Here is a 19,861-nt window from a genome sequence, read left to right as displayed (position 1 = left end):
CTGTAACGGATATAAAAATCAACTACTGAGTAACTTTAGGAATTTCTATATGAAAGTAAGTTATTTATAAAAAAGGAAAACATTTGAGGTAATTACAAGTGGTTAAATTAAAAAGTAATAACAGTATTTAACTCATGGTAAATGCCTATATTTCAAATAAAGGGTTATTTAAATGAAAGTTTCGGTTACCAAATTGTTTTTTCATAATAGCAAAACCTAAAACGTAATGGTGAACCAAATGATAAAAGTAGTTATTGCGGATGACCATCCATTTATTCGAGAAGGGATAAAGAAAGTAGTAAATGGGAAAATGGATTTAGAGATTATAGGAGAGGCGGAGAACGGTGATGAGCTCTTAGCCATGCTGGAAGAAAAAACGCCGGATATTTTGGTGTTGGATATAACAATGCCAGGTCAAAGCGGTCTTGAACTGATGAAACATCTTAATGATTTGTATCCCAAGTTGCCGGTTCTTGTTTTGAGTATTCATTCTGAAGAGCGGTTTGCTATTCGGGCTTTAAAAGCCGGCGCTTATGGCTATTTGACGAAAACAAGCATTTCGGATGAATTAATAAAAGCCATACGAAAGATTACGAGAGAAAACCGAAAATATATAACGCCGGAAGTGGCTGAGCAATTGGCCTCACAAGTGGATGTTAGTAAAGAGGGAGCCCTCCATGAAGAACTGTCGGACCGAGAGTTTGAAGTATTATGTATGATTGCTTCTGGCAATGATGTAAATGAAATTGCTGACGAGCTTTCGCTGAGTCCGCAGACTATACATACCTATCGAAGGCGAATAAAAGAGAAGATGAATATAAGCTCGAACGTAGAAATGACCCGCTATGCTATGGAAAATAATTTAATTGAATAGATTAGACTATGTTCGCCCAATATCTGTAGTAAGGTATTTAAATATTGTATGCCGCTTTTTGAGAATAACTGCTTAAGCTGTTGAAGCTTTTCATTCTTAGTGTGTACTCTTTTTATGCTCTCCTCCAATTAGCCGAGAATGTTCTTGTTGACATTTTTTAAGCGTTAGTCCTTTATATAAAAAGCGAACAGTCGGTATAAATATCATTTTTGAAAGAAGCAGTATCAGATTGCAACTGAAAGCTTTGTACCAATAATTGTGACAAATAAATACTATTAACTTGTAACGTGTTTCTGCAATGGTATCAATAAGTTAGCTCACAGAAAGTAATTTTTGAAACAAAGAAGTTGTGAGAGAGAGCTAATATTCGGGCAACCGGATATAAAACTATAGAGATGTGGGGAGTATCAGCCCCACATCTTTTTTTTCTCGTTGTTTGAAAACTTGTGGTAAAGAGAACTTGGCTAAGAAAGTGTTAGGCAGTATCACTATAAAATTGAGTGTTTTTCTAATGAGGATCTGAAATCAATGAAACAGAAAAAAAATGTACAAAAGCCCGTATTGTTGACACAAAATGACTCCATGAAAGATTTGGTCAGCAAGGTTAAACAGATAGCCCAAAGGGGATGCACTGCTTTATTGATTAATGGAGAGAATGGTACAGGCAAAGAAGTTATTGCTAATCTGTATCATTATTTCAGTGACCGCCAAGCTAATCCCATGGTAGCTGTTAACTGTGGGGCGATACCGCCTGAACTTGTTGAAAGTGAACTATTTGGGCACGAAAAAGGGGCATTTACCGGAGCCCATACTCAGAAGAAAGGATGTTTTGAGCTGGCTGATGGAGGGACGTTGTTTTTGGATGAAATCAGTGAGTTGCCGTATTCGGCGCAGGTAAAACTACTGCGAGTTGTTGAACTTGGATCATTTCGCAGAGTAGGGGGAAGCGAAGAAATACAAGTAGACATTTCGTTGGTTTCAGCAACAAATAAGGTGCTTATTGATTTGGTACAATCCGGCAGTTTCAGAGAGGATCTGTTCTATCGGATAAATGTAATTGAATTATTTATTCCACCCTTGCGGCACCGAAAAGAGGATATTCCGTTGTTGATAAATTACTATAAAGAATACTATAAGGATTTGTATGGTTTTAGGGATATGGAATTTTCTGAAGATTGTGTGGAAGCCTTTATGGGTCATGACTGGCCGGGCAATGTTCGTGAGCTAAAGAATGTTGTAGAGCGTTGTACGGTTTTATGCGAGGATGATAACATAGAGTTAGATTTGCTTCCGCCCCGAATTTGCCGTGGCAATGAGACTTTGCCTTCCAACCATAGCAATTATTCAAATGAGATGATGCAATTTCCTGTTGGAACCAGTTTGGAAACGGTGGAGAAATGGGTGATTGGTCATACTCTTAATGCTGTTGATAATAATAAGACCAAGGCCGCTAAAATACTTGGATTTACCCGGAAAACACTTCATAACAAATTGGACAAGTATGAAAATGAGGAGTCCAATAATTGATGCTGCATCAGGGCGTAAGAGGTTCATGCAGTAGTTATTTCGCTTCACCTTTTGTATTTTCATTGGGTTATGAATACGGTGAGTTTTTATGATTTGGGTCACGCTCCCTACCGTCCGGTGTGGGATTTGCAAACAGCCATTCAGCAACGCCTGGTTGATGAAAAGTTGAGCCGACGAAAAAAGCAGAAACTCTACAAGCCGGGTGACGAAAGCAATGATGTACTTCTCTTTGTAGAGCATCCCCACGTGTATACGCTGGGTAAAAGTGGAGATAAGGAGCATTTGCTGAAAGGAATGGCTGAACTCTCAAGTATTGATGCCGAATTTATAGAAATTGATCGCGGCGGTGACATCACTTACCACGGTCCGGGACAAATAGTGGGATATCCTATCTTAGATCTTGATCGCTACTTTACCGATATGCACAAGTATTTGCGCTATCTTGAAGAAGTTATTATTCGAACTTGTGCCGAATATGGTATTGAAGCCGGACGCATCGAGGGATTAACCGGCGTGTGGGTGGGAGACCAAAAAATATGTGCTATGGGCATTCGTTGTAGCCGATGGGTAACGATGCATGGTTTTGCCTTTAATGTTAACGCCGATCTCGGTTATTTTGATCATATTGTGCCTTGTGGCATTACAGATAAAGAAGTGACAAGCCTTGAAGCATTATTGGGGCACCAAGTTGATGAATCACAGGTAAAAGAACATCTGAAATCGCAATTTGAGGATGTGTTTGATGTATCCATAAAAAAGGTAGATTCCCTCCCTGAACTGGACGATCAATTTTCGTATCTTAAGAAATCGGATAAAAAAGCAGCATCGCAATAATTTTTTGATTTTAGTTCCATGATTAAAGAACTCAATGTCGTAGATCGTAACGAAACCACTCAGCGTCGCCCGGATTGGCTACGTGTAAAGCTACCATCCGGTGAAAAATTTAAAGAGGTTTCGGAGACCGTGCGGGACCAATCGCTTAACACCGTTTGCTCTGAGGCTCGCTGCCCAAATATGGGAGAATGCTGGGGCAACGGAACGGCCACCTTTATGATTCTGGGGGATGTATGTACGCGATCCTGCTCATTTTGCGCGGTTAAAACGGGTCGGCCGGTACAGGGGTTGGATTGGGATGAGCCGCGGCGTGTTACTGAAGCAGCCAAAGAGATGGATCTGAAACATGTTGTGTTAACATCGGTGAATCGGGATGAGCGAGAAGACGGCGGCGCGCCAATTTTTGCCGAGTGTCATAAACAGCTTCGCGAAGCGATTGACGGGGTAACTATTGAGTCTCTTATCCCCGATTTTCGAGGTGTTTGGGAAGCCCTGCAAATTGTGATTGATACTCCGCCTGATGTATTGAGTCACAACCTGGAAACGGTGCCCGATCTCTATCGTACTATTCGCCCACAGGCTAAGTATGAACGTTCGCTTGAATTATTACAGCGCTGTAAAGATCAGGGACTGCGAACCAAGACGGGTATAATGGTGGGCTTTGGTGAAAAGCGTGAGCAGGTTATTGAGCTGATGAAAGATTGCGTGGATCACGAGGTAGATGTGCTTACCATTGGACAATATATGCAGCCTACAAAGATGCATCAGCCGGTTGAGGAGTGGGTGCACCCCGACCAATTTGCGGAATATAAAGAGATTGGAGAAGAATTAGGTATTGAGCATGTTGAAAGTGGCCCGCTGGTCCGTTCTTCCTATCACGCCGAGAAGCACGTGTAAGTTTTCTGGGGACCATTTGAGGATTGACCTCGATATTTCCTTTTGATCTTTTATATTTAATCGGATTAGCATTTCTCACTTAATCAAAAAATATGATTGCACTTGGAGTTGTTTTATTATTGAGTTATCTGGTGGGATCCATTCCCTCATCGATATGGGTTGGAAAAATTGTTAAGGGGGTTGACATTCGTAATTACGGCAGTGGAAATGCTGGGGCGACTAATACGTTTCGTCTTTTGGGATGGCGGCCGGGTGTTGCTGTGTTGGCTATCGATTTTTTTAAAGGCTTTGCCAGTTCGTTGTGGATTAGCCAGTTAGCCTATCATATTGCTGCGGGACCGGTTACATTATTTGAGTTCTGGAGCCTGGGTTCTTTCTTGAGTATTACTTGCGGTATTGCGGCGGTAGTGGGACACATGTTTCCGTTATATGCTAATTTTGATGGTGGAAAGGGCATGGCTACAGCTGCCGGCATGCTCTGCGGTATCGAGCCGGTATCAGTAGGGATTGCAACTGTTGTTTTCGTGATTGTGTTGCTCAAAAGTCGATTTGTATCGTTAGCGTCATTGATTTCTGCATTTGTATATCCCTTGGTACTTGTGGCTCTTCGGTACGCTTATGGCTGGGATATTGATGGAAGTATTCTCATTTTTGCCGGCATTATTGGGTTGGCGATTATTGTGAAGCATAAAGAAAATATTAAACGCCTGATAGACGGTACGGAAAACAAAGTTAGCTCTTTTAGTCCGGCCGTAGGATGGCTTAACAAAGAAGAGAAATCGCAATCCGGTAGTTAACCATTGTGAAGAAAATAACTATTATTGGCGCCGGTAGTTTTGGAACGGCGTTGTCAATTGTTTTAGCACGTGCCGGTAACAAGGTACAGCTCTGGGCACGGGAGAAGGAAGTGGCCTATGGCATTAATAAAAGACATCGCAACCCCTCCTATATCTCTGATGTAACTCTGCCGGATTCCGTGGTATGTTCAACCGATCCCGAAGAATGTTTCGATGAACCCGAGATGGTGGTATTTGCAACACCATCACATGCTATGCGTGAGGTGGCTTCGAATATAAAATCACATCTTAACGGTGATGAAATGGTTGTGAGTGTTGCCAAGGGGATCGAAAATGATACCTTTATGACGATGTCTCAAGTGTTGAGTGAAGTGCTGGAAGGTACTATTGTTGATGATCATATTGGGGTATTGTCGGGGCCGAGTCATGCCGAGGAGGTCAGCAAGTTTAAGCCTACAACGGTGGTGGCCAGTGCCAATTCTAAGCGTACGACGCAGATTATTCAGGAAACTTTTTTGACCCCTATGTTCCGGGTGTATCTCAACTATGATATTATTGGCGTTGAGATCGGTGGAGCTGTAAAAAATATCATGGCTATTGCTGCCGGAATTGTTGACGGAGCTGAACTTGGTGACAATGCCAAAGCAGCGTTGATGACACGAGGATTACACGAGATGAAACGTCTGGGTATGCAGTTGGGGGCATCGCAAGATACCTTCTCAGGTTTGGCAGGCATGGGTGATTTGATTGTAACCTGTACCAGTGAGCACAGTCGAAACCGTTTTGTAGGTTATAATATTGGTCAGGGCAAAAGCCTGGATGATATTGTGTCTCATATGAATATGGTGGCTGAAGGCGTCAAAACAACACGCTCTGTACTTGACTGGAGTAATAAGTTAGGTGTTGAAATGCCGATTACCGGGGCAGTATATCGCGTACTTTTTGAGCAGGAAGATCCTAAAGATATGCTGTACGATTTGATGACCCGGAACCCAAAAGAAGAGATTGTGATTTAAAAGTGGGAGGGTAAGCAGGACAAAAGTTCATTTAAGCTTAATATTTTGTTATTATCTTCGTTTGTACTAAAAAAGATTGAGTGGCTATGTATTCTCAAAATCACAGTACGGCCTCACTTTCTGAGATGGATTACCTTGATGTGAAGAATCTGGCTCAGACCGGCGAAGGGTTATATCTGGAATTTAAGCGCACCATCCCATCAGCTTATAAAATTGCCCGCGAAATTGCTGCTTTTGCCAATACCAAAGGAGGAACACTGCTTATTGGAGTAGATGATGATAAGTCACTGGTGGGCGTGATGGGATATCAGGAAGAAGAGTTTTTGCTTGATAAAGCAGCTAAAAAGCTCTGTGAGCCTGCGGTGGATATTAAAATTGAGATCGTACACTTTGGCGACCGCGATCTTCTGGTGATAAAAGTGCCCGAAGTGATCAATAAGCCGGTGTTTGTAAAAGACGACAATGAACAGGTCGTTTTTATGCGCGAGAAAGATCAAAACAAGGTAGCGAGCAAAGAACTTATTGAAATTATTAAGAAACGTAATTCGGATGAAGGAGTTACGTTTGAATATGGACCGGATGAACAAAAATTATTTCGCTATTTGAATGAATATGGTGAAATAACCGTTAAAAAATTTGCACAGATTGTAGATATACCTCGTAAAAAGGCGTCTGCAATCTTGGTAAATTTGGTTGCGGCCGATATCCTGAATTTAACCCGGAAGGATAACACTGATTATTTTACGTATACACAAGAAAATGAACGTTAATTTTAAGAACTACTGTAATGCCTGCTGAACCCGAAGACAATCTGGATAGTGTCATCGCTGATCTTGTTGATGAAGATGAGAGTACCGAACAGAATGGTACGTCTCCATTGGAAGAGATGCAGGAGTCTGCTGATGTGGAATTCAGCGGCCCGGCTGTGCAACTTACTGAACGGGCTGCCGACCAGGTTCGCCATATCCGAAAGGATGAAGACCTTGATGACGACCTCTGTTTGCGTGTTGCTGTTGAGGGCGGCGGTTGTTCGGGATTAAGCTATAAGCTTGGCTTTGATTTTGAATCTGAAGAAGATGAGATTATTATCAGCCAGGGAATTAAGATCATAGTTGATCCCAAGCACATGATGTATCTGAAAGGTATTTCTGTAGATTATCCGGATGGGCTTGATGCTCGTGGCTTTACCTTTGATAATCCTAATGCCAGTGAGACTTGCGGCTGCGGAAGTTCATTTGCTACATAGTTTCGTATTTGGCATCATCGAAACTTCCAAAGGTTGGTAATGCCTTAAATAGGGCTATTCCTTTCATTTGTTCAGTCTCCCATATTTTTCCATAATCTGAAGTACTGAATCGATGGCTAGCGCTTCAACCGTATTCCCATTCCTTCCCGTCATCGTTTCGGCATGAAAAAGAGAGTTGATAATTGCCTCCTCAGTAGCTTCGTTAACGGCCATAAATAGTGGAGACATAACATTATTTCGCAATACATTTTGTTTTTGAAGGGGGTGATCAGAACGATAGGGGATACGTACAGATTTGGCTGTAGAGAAGGCAATCACATAATCGCCACTTCCGTTAGAAGCGATGCCGCCGGTTTTTGCCAGTCCCAGCATTGCTCGTTTGGCCAAGCGTTTAAGGTTGCGAGAATTAAGCGGAGCGTCGGTCGCTACCACAATCATGCAAGAGCCATCCGCCGATTCATTTAGTTCATCACTTAAATAGTACTTGTCGAGCTCTTTACCCACTGGAACGCCGGCAATTTGCAATACGCCCCCAAAATTACTTTGCACTAAAACGCCCAGCGTATAGCCGCCCAAATTTGCTGGCAGTTTTCTGGAGGAAGTGCCAATTCCACCTTTAAATCCAAAAGCAATGGTTCCGGTTCCGGCTCCAACATTTCCTTGTGGAACAGAACCTGCTTGTACACTATCTATTGCTTTTAGGATATGATTTTTATCTACATGACGACCGCGGATATCGTTCAGGTATCCGTCGTTTGTTTCACCCACGACAGGGTTTACGGAACGGACTTTGTCGTTTTTTGAAAAGCCGAAGGTATAATCAATAAGTGCGTCGGCGGCAGTTGGCACGCTAAGAGTATTGGTGAGGATGATAGGTGTTTCCAAGTTTCCAAGCTCCTCAATCTGGGTGGAGCCGGCCAGCTTGCCAAAGCCGTTTCCAACATAAACGGCAGCGGGCACTTTTTGCTGGAAGATGTTGCCACTGTGAGGAAGAATAGCGGTTACTCCAGTTCGAATATTATCACTTTCGATTATTGTTTGGTGGCCCACCTGAATACCTGCTACATCCGTAATGGCATTATATTCACCGGGATCCAATACACCGATTTCAATACCATAATTGCGGATATTTTTGTCCTGAGCCAGTATGGTAACTGGAATAAAAGTGATAATGAATAGGTAGAGAAAAAGTTTGCGGATTGACATATCAGGGTGTTAAAAAAAAGAGCAAGTTCAGTTTAGTTTATGGATGTGGATTATGTTTTATCCTCTTCTGTGCTGAATCGATCGGTAATAAGTCGCACACCACGCTTGAATGTAAAGTAATGCCACATCCACTCAATAAAAACCCGGAAACGGTTCCGGAATCCAATTAAAAAGAAGATGTGAACTACCGACCAAATAATCCATGCGAAAAAACCGCTGAATTTAAAACCACGAATATCAGCAACTGCTTTGGCACGTCCTATAGTAGCCATCGTACCTTTATCGACAAAAGTGAAGCTATCACGTTCTTTTCCGTTACCTTCATCCTGTATCAAGTTGCCCAGAAATTTCCCTTGTTGGATAGCAACAGGAGCTAAGGCCGGCAACGGATTGCCATTCTTATCCACTTTATGTGCTGCATCCCCAATCACGAAAATATTTTCATGGTTAGGAATCGAGAGGTCATCATTAACGAATACCTTTCCAGTACGATCCTGTTTGGTTTCGAGGGATTTCAGCAGCGGTGATGCCGCAATACCCGCTGCCCAGATGATATTTGGCGTTTCAATGGTGCCTTTCGAAAACGAAACTTTTTGATGATTGATATCAGTAACAGGGGTGTTTAATAATACCCGTACCCCCATCTCTTCAAGTGTTTTACGAGCTTTTTCGGAAAGAGAGTCAGGATATCCATTAAGAATTTTAGAAGTAGCCTCAACCAGAAATATGCGCGTTTCATTTTTGCTAAAGGTGTTATAGTCACGCATCATATTACGTTTAACGATTTCAGCGATAGCCCCGGCCATCTCAACGCCGGTTGGACCACCACCGATAACCACAAAAGTGAGGTAGGGTTCCCGCAGTTTGGGATCCTCCAGCTGTTCGGCCTTTTCAAGGGAGAGTAGGATGCGTTCCCGAACTTGCAGGGCATCGCCTACCGATTTAAGTCCGGGAGCATGCTGTTTCCAATCTTCGTTTCCGAAATAGTTATACTGAGCCCCTGGCGCTAGTATTAAGTAATCGAAACTGATTTTTTTACCACTTTTAAGTTCAACGTAGTTCTCTTGCTTATTGATGTTAACAACTTCGCCAAGTAGCACTTTTAATCCCTTGCGTTGTCCCATTATAGCTCGAATAGGAACGGCAATATCACCGGGTGAAAGAGCGGCCGTGGCAACCTGGTAAAGTAGCGGTTGGAAAAGGTGGTGGTTATTCTTGTCGATAATCGTAATATCGACGTCAGCTTTTCTTAGCCGCTTTGCGGCAGAAATGCCCCCAAATCCACCCCCGACTATTACAACATGTTTGTGCCCCATAAGTGCTGATTGAATATTAAAAGTTGAAGTTTACAGCTTGGGGAGCAAAAAACTGAAACTTTAGAACCCGCAGCTTTTAACTCATTGTTAATTCATTTTTGCTTTTGTCTCCATCAGTAATTCTTCAATCTCTTCTTTGCTAATATGATAGTGTTCATTGCAAAAATGACAAACAAGCTCTTGCCCCTCATCACTAATCTCCTTCAGGTCGTCGTAGCCGAGCATTGCCAGGGCATCTTTAAAGCGTTTGCGGGTACAGCGACAGAAAAAGTCGACCGGCTGGCGATCAAGTTCTTTTACGTTGATGGGATCCATTGCTTTTTCCATGATATCATCAATATAGAGATCATTGGAAAGCATTTGGCTGATTGAATCGAATTGCAGCATTTTTTGCTGTAGCTGATCAATAGCTCCCTCAGGGGCATCCGGCAAGCGTTGTATCATCAGACCTCCCGCTTCTGTGACATTGCCATTTTCGTCAATGCCTACATCAAGTAAAATGGCTGAGGGTATTTGTTCAGATTGTACCATGTAGTAAGCCAGGTCATCTGTGATATTCCCGTTGATGAGCTCAATGCTACTGTTACGGGGTTCGGCTTCGTTATACAGAGTTTTGCTAACAGTTAAAACGCCTACCCCTAATCCATCTCCAATGTTGGTATCATTGTTGTAATTAATTTCTGCTTGGGGATTTTGAACATAACCCCGAACTTCGCCCACGCGGTTTGCTTCGGCAACAAGTAGTTTAACTGGGCCCTGCCCCTCAATACGTAACTTAATACGCTCTTCGCCTTTCAGCTCTGATGCCATTAGCATAGTGCCCGTAAGGGCGCGCCCGAGTAAAATGGTATTTAACAAAGATAAGCCATGTTTTTTACGGGCGGCTTTAACCACATCGGTTGTTTTAACAACCGAAATTTTGAGGTTTTTATCTTTTGCTATGCCTTTAATGAGGCGATCTTTCTGTATAAAATCTTCTTTTGAAATCATAACCGTCTAATTTTATCTGTTTTATCAAGGGAACAACAAAAAAGGCGACCCAAAAATTTAGGTCGCCTTAAATATAATGTTTTAAGGACTGCTTCTACAGATTTGCATGTTTGTAAAGATCACCGATATGGCCGGTAAAGTTACTTTGAGACGTATAAATATTATGAATTTTACCGACGTTGCTCATGCGCTGTTCTGCAAGAATATTAGAGGCGGTAAAGGTTGGGGTATCATTTTCTTCAGAATAATTCAGGATATCAAGTATGGTATCATAAATTTTTTCTGCTTGGCCGTGTGCTCGTTCCTCATTATAGCCTTCCAGCTCACTGGCAACATTGATCAGGCCTCCGGCATTAATAACATAATCCGGTGCATAAATAATGCCGCTATCTAATAGCATTTGACCGTGTTTTTCTTCCTCATCAAGTACGTTATTTGCCGCACCGGCAATAATATCGCAGTTGAACTGGTCCATGGTGTCATCGTTGATAATACCGCCGAGGGCACAAGGACTAAAAATATCGACATCCAGTCCGTAAATCTCGTCGGGATCGACTACTTCGGCACCCACCTTTTCGGCAAGAGCATTTACTTTATCCTCATAAATATCACAGATAAATAATTCAGCCCCTTCTTTTTCCAGAAATTCGGCAAGGTATGAGCTGACGTGTCCAGCCCCCTGGATGGAAATGCGTTTTCCTTCAAGCGAGTCAGATCCGTACGCTTTTTTGGCACATGCTTTCATGCCCTGGTACACGCCGTATGCCGTCACGGGAGAGGGGTCGCCGCTACCACCAATGGCTTTTGGTAAACCGGTTACATATTTGGTCTCCATACGAATCCATTCCATTGCTTGAACGTCCGTTCCCACGTCTTCAGCAGTAATATAACGCCCACCGAGACTGTCAACATACCGACCAAAAGCACGAAAGAGAGCTTCGCTTTTTTCTTTGCGGGGGTCGCCAATGATGACAGCTTTACCACCACCGAGATTAAGACCGGAAATAGCTGCTTTATAGGTCATCCCACGAGAAAGACGGAGGACATCACGAATAGCTTCCTGCTCATTATTATAGGGCCACATTCGTACACCGCCTAACGCCGGACCCAAAGTCGTGTCGTGAACGGCAATGATGGCTTTAAGTCCCATCGTTGGTTCCGAGCAGACTACAATCTGTTCATGCTTATAGTTTTGCAGCTTATCGAACAGTGGAAAATCCTCACTTAGGTCGGTAGCTGTATCTTTTTCTAAAGTAGTTGATTCCATGAGTATGTGGGTTAAATCATTAAAACTATCATTCAAAAAATCAGTTGTTTTTTTAAAACTCCAATAGCACAAAGTGCTCGTCTGTTAAGAAGTTTTTTCGTATCGCCACAGTGGATTTTAGGTAAAGATTAATATCTGAATAGTCGGTTTAAGCAAAGTATGGGAATGTACAAAAATTGGCGCAAATTTGGTAGTATTTTGAACTCAATTAAGATGTCCGGCACTTAAAATTAAGTTGTAATGTGCTTAGTTTTATGATGAATTTTACTCCGGATATTGTATTTTAATTAATAATACTTCAAAGCCCCTTCCTTTTATGGCAGGGTAGCATGGCTATCAGGTTTGACCGCCGGTATGCCGTTTATGACAAAAAAGAAAAAAACAGATAATTATGTCTTTTCGCTGGGTTTTTACTACGCCAGGGAACGAAGAAGCTATATCCGATTTGCAGGATCAGCTGGGAGTTCCCCCCAAAATAGCCCGCCTTCTTGTACTGCGGGGTGTTGATACTTATGATAAAGCAGAAGCGTTTTTCCGTTCCGACCTGAGTCAGCTGCATGATCCTTTTTTAATGAAGGATATGGACAGGGCAACGTCCCGATTGGCAGAAGCCATCCGTAATGGAGAGCGCATCCTTATTTACGGGGATTATGATGTGGACGGCACAACCTCTACATCTATTTTATATATTTTTCTCAAAGAGTTTGGGGTTGATGTAGACTTTTATATTCCCCATCGGTTTAAGGAGGGATACGGAATTAATCAGGAAGGAATACAATATGCTATTGATACCAATGCCGACCTGATCGTATCGGTGGACTGTGGGATTACAGCAGTTGAGGAGACAGAGCAGGCCAAGGAGCAAGGTATTGATGTAATTATTTGTGATCATCACAATGTGGGCGATACTATTCCCGATGCAGTGGCAGTGCTCGATCCCAAGCGCAGTGACTGTAGCTATCCCTTCAAAGGACTTTCGGGAGCGGGCGTTGGTTTTAAGCTGATCCAGGGGACGATAAAAAAACTTGGGTTGGCTGATCGCATAGCTTTTAAACTATTAGACTTGGTGGCCATTTCCATTGCCTCGGATATTGTTCCTATCGAGGATGAGAATAGAATCTTGATGCGCGAAGGACTTAAGCGTATTAATTCTGAACCTCGGATAGGCGTTAAGGCGTTGTTAGACCTAATTAATTTGAGGGTTGGATCAATATCAACATCGAACATCGTGTTCTCTATCGGTCCGCGTATTAATGCAGCCGGACGTATGGGAGATGCATCAAAGGCTGTACAACTTCTTATTTCTGATACGCCGGCGGAGGCAAAATCCAGAGCCCACGAACTGGAAAGCATTAACGTGGCACGGCGCAATAAAGACTCAGAGACGATGGAGGAAGCCAAGGCTATGGTTGATAAAAACTATAACCTGGACAAAATTTCATCGATGGTGCTGCATCATCCCGATTGGCATTTGGGCGTAATCGGAATTGTGGCTTCTCGATTGGTAGATACCTATGGTCGTCCCGCAGTAATGTTGAGTACGGTAGATGGAAAAATTAAGGGTTCGGCGCGAAGTATTGACGGCTTTAATATTTATGATGCCTTTAAGGAATGCGAGGATTTACTCGAACAGTTTGGCGGGCACGAATATGCTGCGGGATTGACGATTGCCAAAGAAAATCTTGCCGAGTTTCGGCAGCGTATTAATGATATTGCCGCAGAACGGCTGTCTGATGAAGATTTTAAGTCTGAGTTGAAAATTGATTGTGAGCTCGATCTCAGTGATGTGGACATGCGCTTTTGGAAACTGTTGAGCCAATTCGAACCATTCGGTCCCGGCAATCTGCGGCCTATTTTTGTCAGCCGAGATGTAGAAGTGGTGGGCGTACCAACGATTGTGGGCAAAGGGCATCTTAAGATGAAGGTCAAGCAAAATGGTTCTGGAGCATTTGATGTCATCGGTTTCAATATGCACGAGTATCTTCCCGTAATCCGAAACGGCGACGATAATCAACTAAATATTGCGTACTCACTCGAAGAAAATGAATGGAATGGCCGACGCACCTTGCAGATCCGTTTACGAGATGTTGAGGTTGAATAAAAGCAACAGAAAATCCCGATATCCTCTTTGTATAAAGTTCAAAAGATTTTATATTTGGCAACTCTTATTCGAGTTGGGACTGTAGCTCAGTAGGTAGAGCACGCGACTGAAAATCGCGGTGTCGGCGGTTCGATTCCGCCCGGTCCCACGCAAAGCCCTGTATTCCGAATTTATTCGAGGATACAGGGCTTTTTGTTTATCCCATCTGATTATAAAACTACTTTTTTAATAAACTGAACTACTGCTCCGGGAAGCCCTACTAGCAATTAGGGGGCCATACCCCTTGGAAGATTAAAAAAAATTAATTATTTTTAATTAAAGAAAATTAATGTTCGTTAGAGCTTTGTAAGTTCTGTAGGCTGTGTGATTGTTATGAAAAAGAGTAAAAAGGGCAGGGTACTTATCGTTGAAGATGATATGCTCCTCTCCATGGTTGAAGAGCGACTTATTAATCAGTTGGGTTTTGAAGTGATTGGGAAGGTCACAAAAGGGATTGATGCCATTGAAAAGGAAGAAAAGCTTAGTCCCGATATTATTGTGATGGATATTTCTCTAAAGGGAGATATGGACGGTATCGAAACGATGGAAACCATTCGTGAAAAGTCGAATGTTCCGGTTATTTATCTATCTGGAAGCGGTGATCGATATTCGGTAGAACGAGCTAAAAAAACTGGTTTTACTGATTTCCTCACAAAGCCTGTTACGGGAAGCGACTTAAAGGAACCGCTCTACAATGCTATGAATGAGCATAACGGAGAATCTGAAAATGATAATCAGGTATTGAAATCTGCTTAATCAATTAGGTTAACAAGCACTCTGCCAACTTGTTGACCATTTAGAATCCGGTTGATTTGATTACCCAATTCTTCTAAAGAAACTTCTCTGGCTAACCGATCCATGTTGTTGGGTTTCCATTCGTCAGCCAATTTTTCCCATAGTTTTTTCCGCAATGCCATGTTGCAATTTCCACTGTCTATGCCTGCCAAATGAACGCCGCGTAAAATAAATGGATAAACATTTGTATGAAGTTCATGCCCCAATACATTACCGCAACAGGCTACTGTCCCATTATGTTGGGTTTGACGTAGTGTAGTATCTAACATGATACCTCCAACCGTGTCAATAGCCCCGGCCCATTTGCTGGACAAAAGAGGCCGCGACGATTCATCTTTTACTTCATCTCGATGGATTACCGTAGTAGCACCGGTTTTAGTTAAAAAATCTTTTTGATCCAATTTTCCCGTAGCGGCTGTTACGCTATATCCCAATTTCGATAAGATAGCAATGGCCATGATACCTACGCCTCCCGTAGCTCCGGTTATTAAAATGGTACCGTTTTCGGGATTAATATAATTATGCTGAAGATGATGGATCCCAATAGCGGCTGTAAATCCGGCCGTACCGATAATCATGCTTTCGCGCAGTGATAACTTTTCTGGCAACGGCACGATCCAGTTTGCGGGGACCCGAATATATTGGCCGAATCCCCCAAAGGTATTTTGGCCCAGGTCATAACTTGTTACAATCACTTTGTCACCGGACGAAAATTGAGGATTGTTGCTTTCGACTACTACACCGGCCGCATCGATACCGGGGATGTGAGGATAAGTTTTAGTAACACCCTTGGTGCCGGTTGCTGAAAGGGCATCTTTGTAATTTAATGAAGAATAACGGACTTCAATTAATACCTCGTGGCCGGGTAGTTTTTCAAGAGGCCACTGTTTAATTGATCGCTCAAAAGACCCATCAGGTTGTTCGTCAACGACCAGTGCTTTAAAAGTGTTCATAAAAATTTAGTAAGCTTTTTTAACCACTTTAGTTTTCCATCATAGGGTGGATAACGCAGTGGAATATCCAGCCAGTTACTTTTCTTCATGATACTCTTTGAATGGGAAAAGGTATCAAAACTTGTTTTTCCATGATACATGCCAAAACCGCTATTGCCAATGCCGCCAAACGGGAGATTGGTATTCCCGAGATGGGCCACTGTATCGTTGATACAGCCCCCTCCAAATTGTAGGTTTTCCATCACCATATCTTGATTTTGTTGATTCGTTGAGAAAAGATAAATGGCCAGTGGTTTTGGTTTAGTTTGAAGTACTGAAATAACTTCGTTGGTGCTATTAAAGGATAAAACGGGTAGGATGGGGCCAAATATTTCTTCCTGCATTACTGCATCATCCCAGGAAATATCGGTCATAATGGTGGGTTCGATGTATCGGGAATCGGCATCGGTATCTCCACCGTAAAAAACCTTGTCAGGTTCGATGAGATCGGTAAGACGCTTAAAATGTTTATCGTTGATAATTCGGGCAAAGTCGCTACTTTGGCTTGGATCGGCTCCATAAAAAGCTTGAATCTCATTCTTAATAAGTTGGCACAGCTTTTCGTGTAAAGAACGGTGGGCATATACAAAGTCAGGACTTACGCACGTTTGTCCGGCATTGATAAATTTACCCCAAGCTATTCGTTTTGCTGCCAGTGGCAAATCAGCGGAATGATCAACAATGGCTGGTGATTTGCCACCCAGTTCAAGAGTGAGAGGCGTCAACTGTTCAGCCGCAGATTTCATGATAATTTTGCCCACATGTGTACTGCCGGTAAAGAAAATATAGTCCAATGGTTCAGAAAGCAGTGTTTGTGTTGTTTGGGCATCTCCCTCTACCACATGAAAAAAGCCATGATCAAAGTTATCATTGATTAATTCTACAAGCAGCTTTGAGGTATTGGGAGAATGTTCAGAAGGCTTGATAATGACCGTATTTCCGGCTGCTATGGCACCTAAGGCGGGATTGAGGGCTAACTGGAGGGGGTAGTTCCAGGGAGAAATTACGAGTGTAACCCCATAGGGCTGAGGTTTCACATAGTTTTTAGAGGGGAAATTAATGAGCGAGTTTTTAACTTTTTTGGTCTTTGCCCAGCGACCAACATGTGCTATCAAGTGATCAATTTCTTGATATAAGATGAAGAGTTCAGTCGTGTAGGTTTCAAAAACCGGTTTTTGAAAATCTTGGTACAGGGCCTCAAAAACTTCTTCCTCGTGACTCTTTAAGATCCCCTTAAGCTTTGTAAGCTGTTGTTTTCGAAAAGGGATGTCCGCGGTTTTTGCTGAATTGAAAAATCGATGCTGTCGTTGAACAAGTTCTTCCATTGAGAATAGTTTATTTTAAGTTCTTCCGGTAAAGGTATCCATCGAATGATAGACCTGAAATAGTCGGCCGGCTACAAAGTCAAAAAGCCTGGTGGGGAGTATACCCTTTAAAAAAGGGAGAATCTTAACCATAAAGGGTTCTCGTAGGTGGATCTTATTTTTTTGTACGGCTTTAATAATCTTTTGGGATATTTCCTCGGCATCCAATAATGGGGTAAGGGTAGGTGGGCTTACACCCTCAAAAAGCCCGGTGTTTATATAGCTTGGTTCTACCGTAGTGACCTTGATGTTTGAAAAAGAGTTTAGTTCTAATCGTAATGACTCCGACCAGCCAATAACGCCCCATTTACTGCCGGCATATACCGACATTTTTGGATTCGCCATGCGTCCGGCCGCAGAGGCAATATTAACTATATGCCCATTTTCTTGCTCTATGATGGAGTCTAAAAAAGCACGGGTAGTATGCATGGTGCCCAGAAGGTTAATTTGGATCAGTCGTTCTATATCACTGCGACTGTGAGTGCTAAAATCTCCACCTACAACTGTGCCGGCGTTATTAATTAGGATATCAATATTTTGGTGTTCGGAGTGTACTTGTTGAGCCGTTTCATAGATTTGATTGGGATCGGAAATGTCAACCTTATATGAAAATACCCGATCGCCATAATGCGTAAGTGAGTTTAAAGCTTTAGCAATCTTATTTTCATTAATGTCCCAAATAATCAGCTTCTCGGCACCCTGTTTAAGGGCTTCTTTACCCATCAGCAGCCCAATGCCGCCGGCGCCTCCCGTTATTAGAATGTGTTTGTTTTTAAAAGTACTCATAGACAAATTGTATGATCGGTTGATGTATAGTTTTTATCAAACAGAGATATATTTGTATATCTGTTAAAGTATTAACCTACTGAATTTTATCATTTATGTCTGACCAAAGTTATGATAAGTTGCAAAATCGTATTGAACGGTTGGAAAGAAGGGTTAATGAACTTGAAGATGAGTTAACACGCTCCGCTCAAGCGAAAGTATCATCAACAAGAGAAAAGGTTGTACCAGACAAAAGCCAAGATGTTGATCGCAGTTGGGAAACATTACAGTTAGGGGAACAATGGTTAAATAATATTGGTATTGCCCTACTGTTGATAGGAATTATTTTTCTGTTTAAATATTCTATTGATCAAGGATGGTTGATCCCACAGGTTCGCAGTGCGGTGGGAGTTATCGCCGGGCTCTTGCTATTAGGGTTCGGTCTTAAGATGGATGAATCCTTAAGTCCGTTCAGGCAAATAGTCATGGGCGGAGGTAACGCTGCCTTTTATATTACAGGTTTTGCCACCTTTCAGCTTTTTTCTTTTGTGCCCACTACGGTTGTGTGGGGATTTATGATCTTCGTAACTTTATTATCGTTTTGGTTATCATTGCAACAAGAAGAGGCAGTATTGGCGGTTATTGGTACACTCGGTGCACTGGGTACCCCCTTTATGCTCTATTCGGGTGAAGGGGAGATTGTCGGTCTCATCTTATATTTTGTGCTTATTCTCGGCCCCACATCTATACTTTATATCAAGAAAGAATGGTTATCGCTGTTATGGAGTGTGTGCGTCGGTGGAATGTTGGTGCTTGCTGCTGCAATAATTACAAATATTGCACGTGGAAATGACTTTACCTCTTTTGAGTCTTGGGTGATGTTTGGCGGTATTATGATCTGGTTAATGGTAAGCTGGTTGGTTCCGGTGTTTAAGGAGGTGTTTGACAGGAGCAAATCGGGAGCCGAAAATACTGAACAAACCATCAGTAGTTCGATTCACATTTTTGTATTAGGAGTGCCTGTTATTGGTGTGTTATTCAGCGTAAGTGTCTGGGAATGGACGATGGATCAGGCCGGGATGGCATCGTTGGTTTTGGCCTTAGCAGCAGGCGGATTTTATTCTTTTTTGAAGCACCGAAAATTAACGGGGTTAGCTTCCACACACGCTTCTTTGGGATTGGTGCTCGTGACGGCAGGATTATTTCTAATTCTTGAAGGAGAGGTGCTCTTTACAGTGTTTGTTATTGAATTAATGGCACTTCGCTATTTAGCACATCATACGGACGACAAAAAGATAAGCGTGGGATCTCATGTATTATTTGGGATAACTGTTTGGTGGCTTATCAATAAATTGGAGCATGTGGAGGCTACTTCTTTTATCATAGAATTTTCAATATTACCTGAGTTGGTATTGATTTTAGCAGGTGGGTTATGGATCCCCCAATATTTAAAAAGAAAGGATAGTAAGAATATTTACCAGGGATTGTCGCACCTGATGTTATTATACTGGTTATATCAGAAGTTAATACCATTGGAAAATAGTCAGGCATGGATAAGCCTTGTTTGGGGAGTCTATGCTATTGGGTTAATAGTATTGGGACTAATGTGGTTTGGAAAACGGGCAAGGTTGGTTGGTCTTGCCACAATATTTTTGGTAATAATTAAGTTATTTTTAGTTGACTTAGCTCAGCTGCAGGCCATTTGGAGAATCCTTCTGTTTATGGGATTTGGTTCACTACTGCTGATCATAGGATATCTTATTCAGTCAAAGTTATTGGAGAAAAGCAGTTGATTACAGCTTAGCAATCATAAAAAAAAGTATTACTTTCCAAGC

Annotated in this window: 18 protein-coding genes and 1 tRNA gene; 12 read left to right on the top strand and 7 right to left on the bottom strand. The window is 42.2% G+C overall.

Annotated elements, in window-relative coordinates:
• Window positions 1-238 precede the first annotated feature (238 nt).
• From ACQ76V_RS12435 to ACQ76V_RS12400, 8 genes are all read left to right on the top strand, one after another.
• Complete coding sequence (locus ACQ76V_RS12435) at window positions 239-874, top strand: response regulator (RefSeq protein ID WP_441000826.1); 636 nt, start codon at window positions 239-241, stop codon at window positions 872-874.
• A 528-nt stretch (window positions 875-1,402) separates the two neighbouring features.
• Entirely contained in the window at window positions 1,403-2,401 is a 999-nt protein-coding gene (locus ACQ76V_RS12430; RefSeq protein WP_441000825.1) for a sigma-54 interaction domain-containing protein, read from the top strand.
• A 69-nt stretch (window positions 2,402-2,470) separates the two neighbouring features.
• Window positions 2,471-3,235 carry a lipoyl(octanoyl) transferase LipB gene (lipB, locus tag ACQ76V_RS12425; RefSeq protein ID WP_441000824.1) on the top strand — a complete coding sequence of 255 codons (765 nt, stop codon included), beginning with the start codon at window positions 2,471-2,473 and terminating at the stop codon, window positions 3,233-3,235.
• An 18-nt stretch (window positions 3,236-3,253) separates the two neighbouring features.
• Window positions 3,254-4,132, top strand: coding sequence for a lipoyl synthase (gene lipA, locus ACQ76V_RS12420; RefSeq protein ID WP_441000823.1), 879 nt, complete (start codon window positions 3,254-3,256; stop codon window positions 4,130-4,132).
• Between the two features lie 92 nt (window positions 4,133-4,224).
• Window positions 4,225-4,929, top strand: a complete 705-nt coding sequence (plsY, locus tag ACQ76V_RS12415; RefSeq protein ID WP_441000822.1) for a glycerol-3-phosphate 1-O-acyltransferase PlsY — start codon at window positions 4,225-4,227, stop codon at window positions 4,927-4,929.
• Between the two features lie 5 nt (window positions 4,930-4,934).
• Complete coding sequence (locus ACQ76V_RS12410) at window positions 4,935-5,945, top strand: NAD(P)H-dependent glycerol-3-phosphate dehydrogenase (protein ID WP_441000821.1); 1,011 nt, start codon at window positions 4,935-4,937, stop codon at window positions 5,943-5,945.
• Window positions 5,946-6,031: 86 nt separating this feature from the next.
• Window positions 6,032-6,715 (top strand): AlbA family DNA-binding domain-containing protein, encoded by a 684-nt coding sequence (locus ACQ76V_RS12405; protein ID WP_441000820.1) that lies wholly within the window; start codon window positions 6,032-6,034, stop codon window positions 6,713-6,715.
• A 17-nt stretch (window positions 6,716-6,732) separates the two neighbouring features.
• The gene (locus ACQ76V_RS12400) at window positions 6,733-7,191 is read left to right on the top strand and encodes a HesB/IscA family protein (protein WP_441000819.1); all 459 of its coding nucleotides are present in this window, start codon (window positions 6,733-6,735) and stop codon (window positions 7,189-7,191) included.
• A 63-nt stretch (window positions 7,192-7,254) separates the two neighbouring features.
• On the opposite strand, the gene ACQ76V_RS12395 is transcribed toward ACQ76V_RS12400, so the two are convergent.
• From ACQ76V_RS12395 to ACQ76V_RS12380, 4 genes are all read right to left on the bottom strand, one after another.
• Window positions 7,255-8,397: a DmpA family aminopeptidase gene (locus ACQ76V_RS12395; RefSeq protein ID WP_441000818.1), complete on the bottom strand. Its 1,143-nt coding sequence runs from the start codon at window positions 8,395-8,397 to the stop codon at window positions 7,255-7,257.
• 50 nt (window positions 8,398-8,447) lie between these two features.
• Entirely contained in the window at window positions 8,448-9,713 is a 1,266-nt protein-coding gene (locus ACQ76V_RS12390) for an NAD(P)/FAD-dependent oxidoreductase (RefSeq protein ID WP_441000817.1), read from the bottom strand.
• An 87-nt stretch (window positions 9,714-9,800) separates the two neighbouring features.
• Window positions 9,801-10,703 carry an Hsp33 family molecular chaperone HslO gene (gene hslO / locus ACQ76V_RS12385; RefSeq protein WP_441000816.1) on the bottom strand — a complete coding sequence of 301 codons (903 nt, stop codon included), beginning with the start codon at window positions 10,701-10,703 and terminating at the stop codon, window positions 9,801-9,803.
• Between the two features lie 94 nt (window positions 10,704-10,797).
• Entirely contained in the window at window positions 10,798-11,970 is a 1,173-nt protein-coding gene (locus ACQ76V_RS12380) for a Glu/Leu/Phe/Val dehydrogenase dimerization domain-containing protein (RefSeq protein WP_441000815.1), read from the bottom strand.
• A gap of 391 nt (window positions 11,971-12,361) precedes the next feature.
• Here ACQ76V_RS12380 and recJ point away from each other — a divergent pair, with 391 nt between their 5' ends.
• The 3 genes from recJ (at window position 12,362) to ACQ76V_RS12365 (ending at window position 14,866) form a co-directional block, all read left to right on the top strand.
• Complete coding sequence (gene recJ / locus ACQ76V_RS12375) at window positions 12,362-14,071, top strand: single-stranded-DNA-specific exonuclease RecJ (RefSeq protein WP_441000814.1); 1,710 nt, start codon at window positions 12,362-12,364, stop codon at window positions 14,069-14,071.
• Between the two features lie 75 nt (window positions 14,072-14,146).
• Window positions 14,147-14,219, top strand: a tRNA-Phe gene (locus ACQ76V_RS12370).
• A gap of 224 nt (window positions 14,220-14,443) precedes the next feature.
• Window positions 14,444-14,866, top strand: coding sequence for a response regulator (locus ACQ76V_RS12365; protein ID WP_441000813.1), 423 nt, complete (start codon window positions 14,444-14,446; stop codon window positions 14,864-14,866).
• Here ACQ76V_RS12365 and ACQ76V_RS12360 read toward each other — a convergent pair.
• Genes ACQ76V_RS12360 through ACQ76V_RS12350 form a run of 3 tightly spaced genes read right to left on the bottom strand, consistent with a single transcriptional unit; the run spans window position 14,863 to window position 18,047 of the window.
• Window positions 14,863-15,864: a YhdH/YhfP family quinone oxidoreductase gene (locus tag ACQ76V_RS12360; protein WP_441000866.1), complete on the bottom strand. Its 1,002-nt coding sequence runs from the start codon at window positions 15,862-15,864 to the stop codon at window positions 14,863-14,865. The two genes, ACQ76V_RS12365 and ACQ76V_RS12360, sit on opposite strands and share 4 nt — an antisense overlap.
• The gene (locus ACQ76V_RS12355) at window positions 15,855-17,222 is read right to left on the bottom strand and encodes an aldehyde dehydrogenase (RefSeq protein ID WP_441000812.1); all 1,368 of its coding nucleotides are present in this window, start codon (window positions 17,220-17,222) and stop codon (window positions 15,855-15,857) included. The genes ACQ76V_RS12360 and ACQ76V_RS12355 overlap by 10 nt, the downstream gene beginning before the upstream one ends.
• Window positions 17,223-17,237: 15 nt before the next feature.
• Window positions 17,238-18,047, bottom strand: a complete 810-nt coding sequence (locus tag ACQ76V_RS12350; protein WP_441000811.1) for an SDR family oxidoreductase — start codon at window positions 18,045-18,047, stop codon at window positions 17,238-17,240.
• 95 nt (window positions 18,048-18,142) lie between these two features.
• Between ACQ76V_RS12350 and ACQ76V_RS12345 the strand changes: the two genes are divergently transcribed.
• On the top strand, window positions 18,143-19,819 hold the full coding sequence (locus ACQ76V_RS12345; RefSeq protein ID WP_441000810.1) for a DUF2339 domain-containing protein: 1,677 nt from the start codon (window positions 18,143-18,145) through the stop codon (window positions 19,817-19,819).
• Window positions 19,820-19,861 lie beyond the last annotated feature (42 nt).

It is taken from the genome of Fodinibius sp. SL11, assembly GCF_052060035.1.
Taxonomy (GTDB): domain Bacteria; phylum Bacteroidota; class Rhodothermia; order Balneolales; family Balneolaceae; genus Fodinibius.
The sequence above is the reverse complement of the archived record's forward strand: the minus strand, read 5'-3'. Positions and strand labels throughout refer to the sequence as shown.

Bases quoted from the DNA above. Each gene is read 5' to 3' on its own strand.
- ACQ76V_RS12435 (WP_441000826.1), top strand. From the start codon at position 239: ATGATAAAAGTAGTTATTGCGGATGACCATCCATTTATTCGAGAAGGG.
- ACQ76V_RS12430 (WP_441000825.1), top strand. From the start codon at position 1,403: ATGAAACAGAAAAAAAATGTACAAAAGCCCGTATTGTTGACACAAAAT.
- lipB (WP_441000824.1), top strand. From the start codon at position 2,471: ATGAATACGGTGAGTTTTTATGATTTGGGTCACGCTCCCTACCGTCCG.
- lipA (WP_441000823.1), top strand. From the start codon at position 3,254: ATGATTAAAGAACTCAATGTCGTAGATCGTAACGAAACCACTCAGCGT.
- plsY (WP_441000822.1), top strand. From the start codon at position 4,225: ATGATTGCACTTGGAGTTGTTTTATTATTGAGTTATCTGGTGGGATCC.
- ACQ76V_RS12405 (WP_441000820.1), top strand. From the start codon at position 6,032: ATGTATTCTCAAAATCACAGTACGGCCTCACTTTCTGAGATGGATTAC.
- ACQ76V_RS12400 (WP_441000819.1), top strand. From the start codon at position 6,733: ATGCCTGCTGAACCCGAAGACAATCTGGATAGTGTCATCGCTGATCTT.
- ACQ76V_RS12395 (WP_441000818.1), bottom strand. From the start codon at position 8,397: ATGTCAATCCGCAAACTTTTTCTCTACCTATTCATTATCACTTTTATT.
- ACQ76V_RS12390 (WP_441000817.1), bottom strand. From the start codon at position 9,713: ATGGGGCACAAACATGTTGTAATAGTCGGGGGTGGATTTGGGGGCATT.
- hslO (WP_441000816.1), bottom strand. From the start codon at position 10,703: ATGATTTCAAAAGAAGATTTTATACAGAAAGATCGCCTCATTAAAGGC.
- ACQ76V_RS12380 (WP_441000815.1), bottom strand. From the start codon at position 11,970: ATGGAATCAACTACTTTAGAAAAAGATACAGCTACCGACCTAAGTGAG.
- recJ (WP_441000814.1), top strand. From the start codon at position 12,362: ATGTCTTTTCGCTGGGTTTTTACTACGCCAGGGAACGAAGAAGCTATA.
- ACQ76V_RS12365 (WP_441000813.1), top strand. From the start codon at position 14,444: ATGAAAAAGAGTAAAAAGGGCAGGGTACTTATCGTTGAAGATGATATG.
- ACQ76V_RS12355 (WP_441000812.1), bottom strand. From the start codon at position 17,222: ATGGAAGAACTTGTTCAACGACAGCATCGATTTTTCAATTCAGCAAAA.
- ACQ76V_RS12350 (WP_441000811.1), bottom strand. From the start codon at position 18,047: ATGAGTACTTTTAAAAACAAACACATTCTAATAACGGGAGGCGCCGGC.
- ACQ76V_RS12345 (WP_441000810.1), top strand. From the start codon at position 18,143: ATGTCTGACCAAAGTTATGATAAGTTGCAAAATCGTATTGAACGGTTG.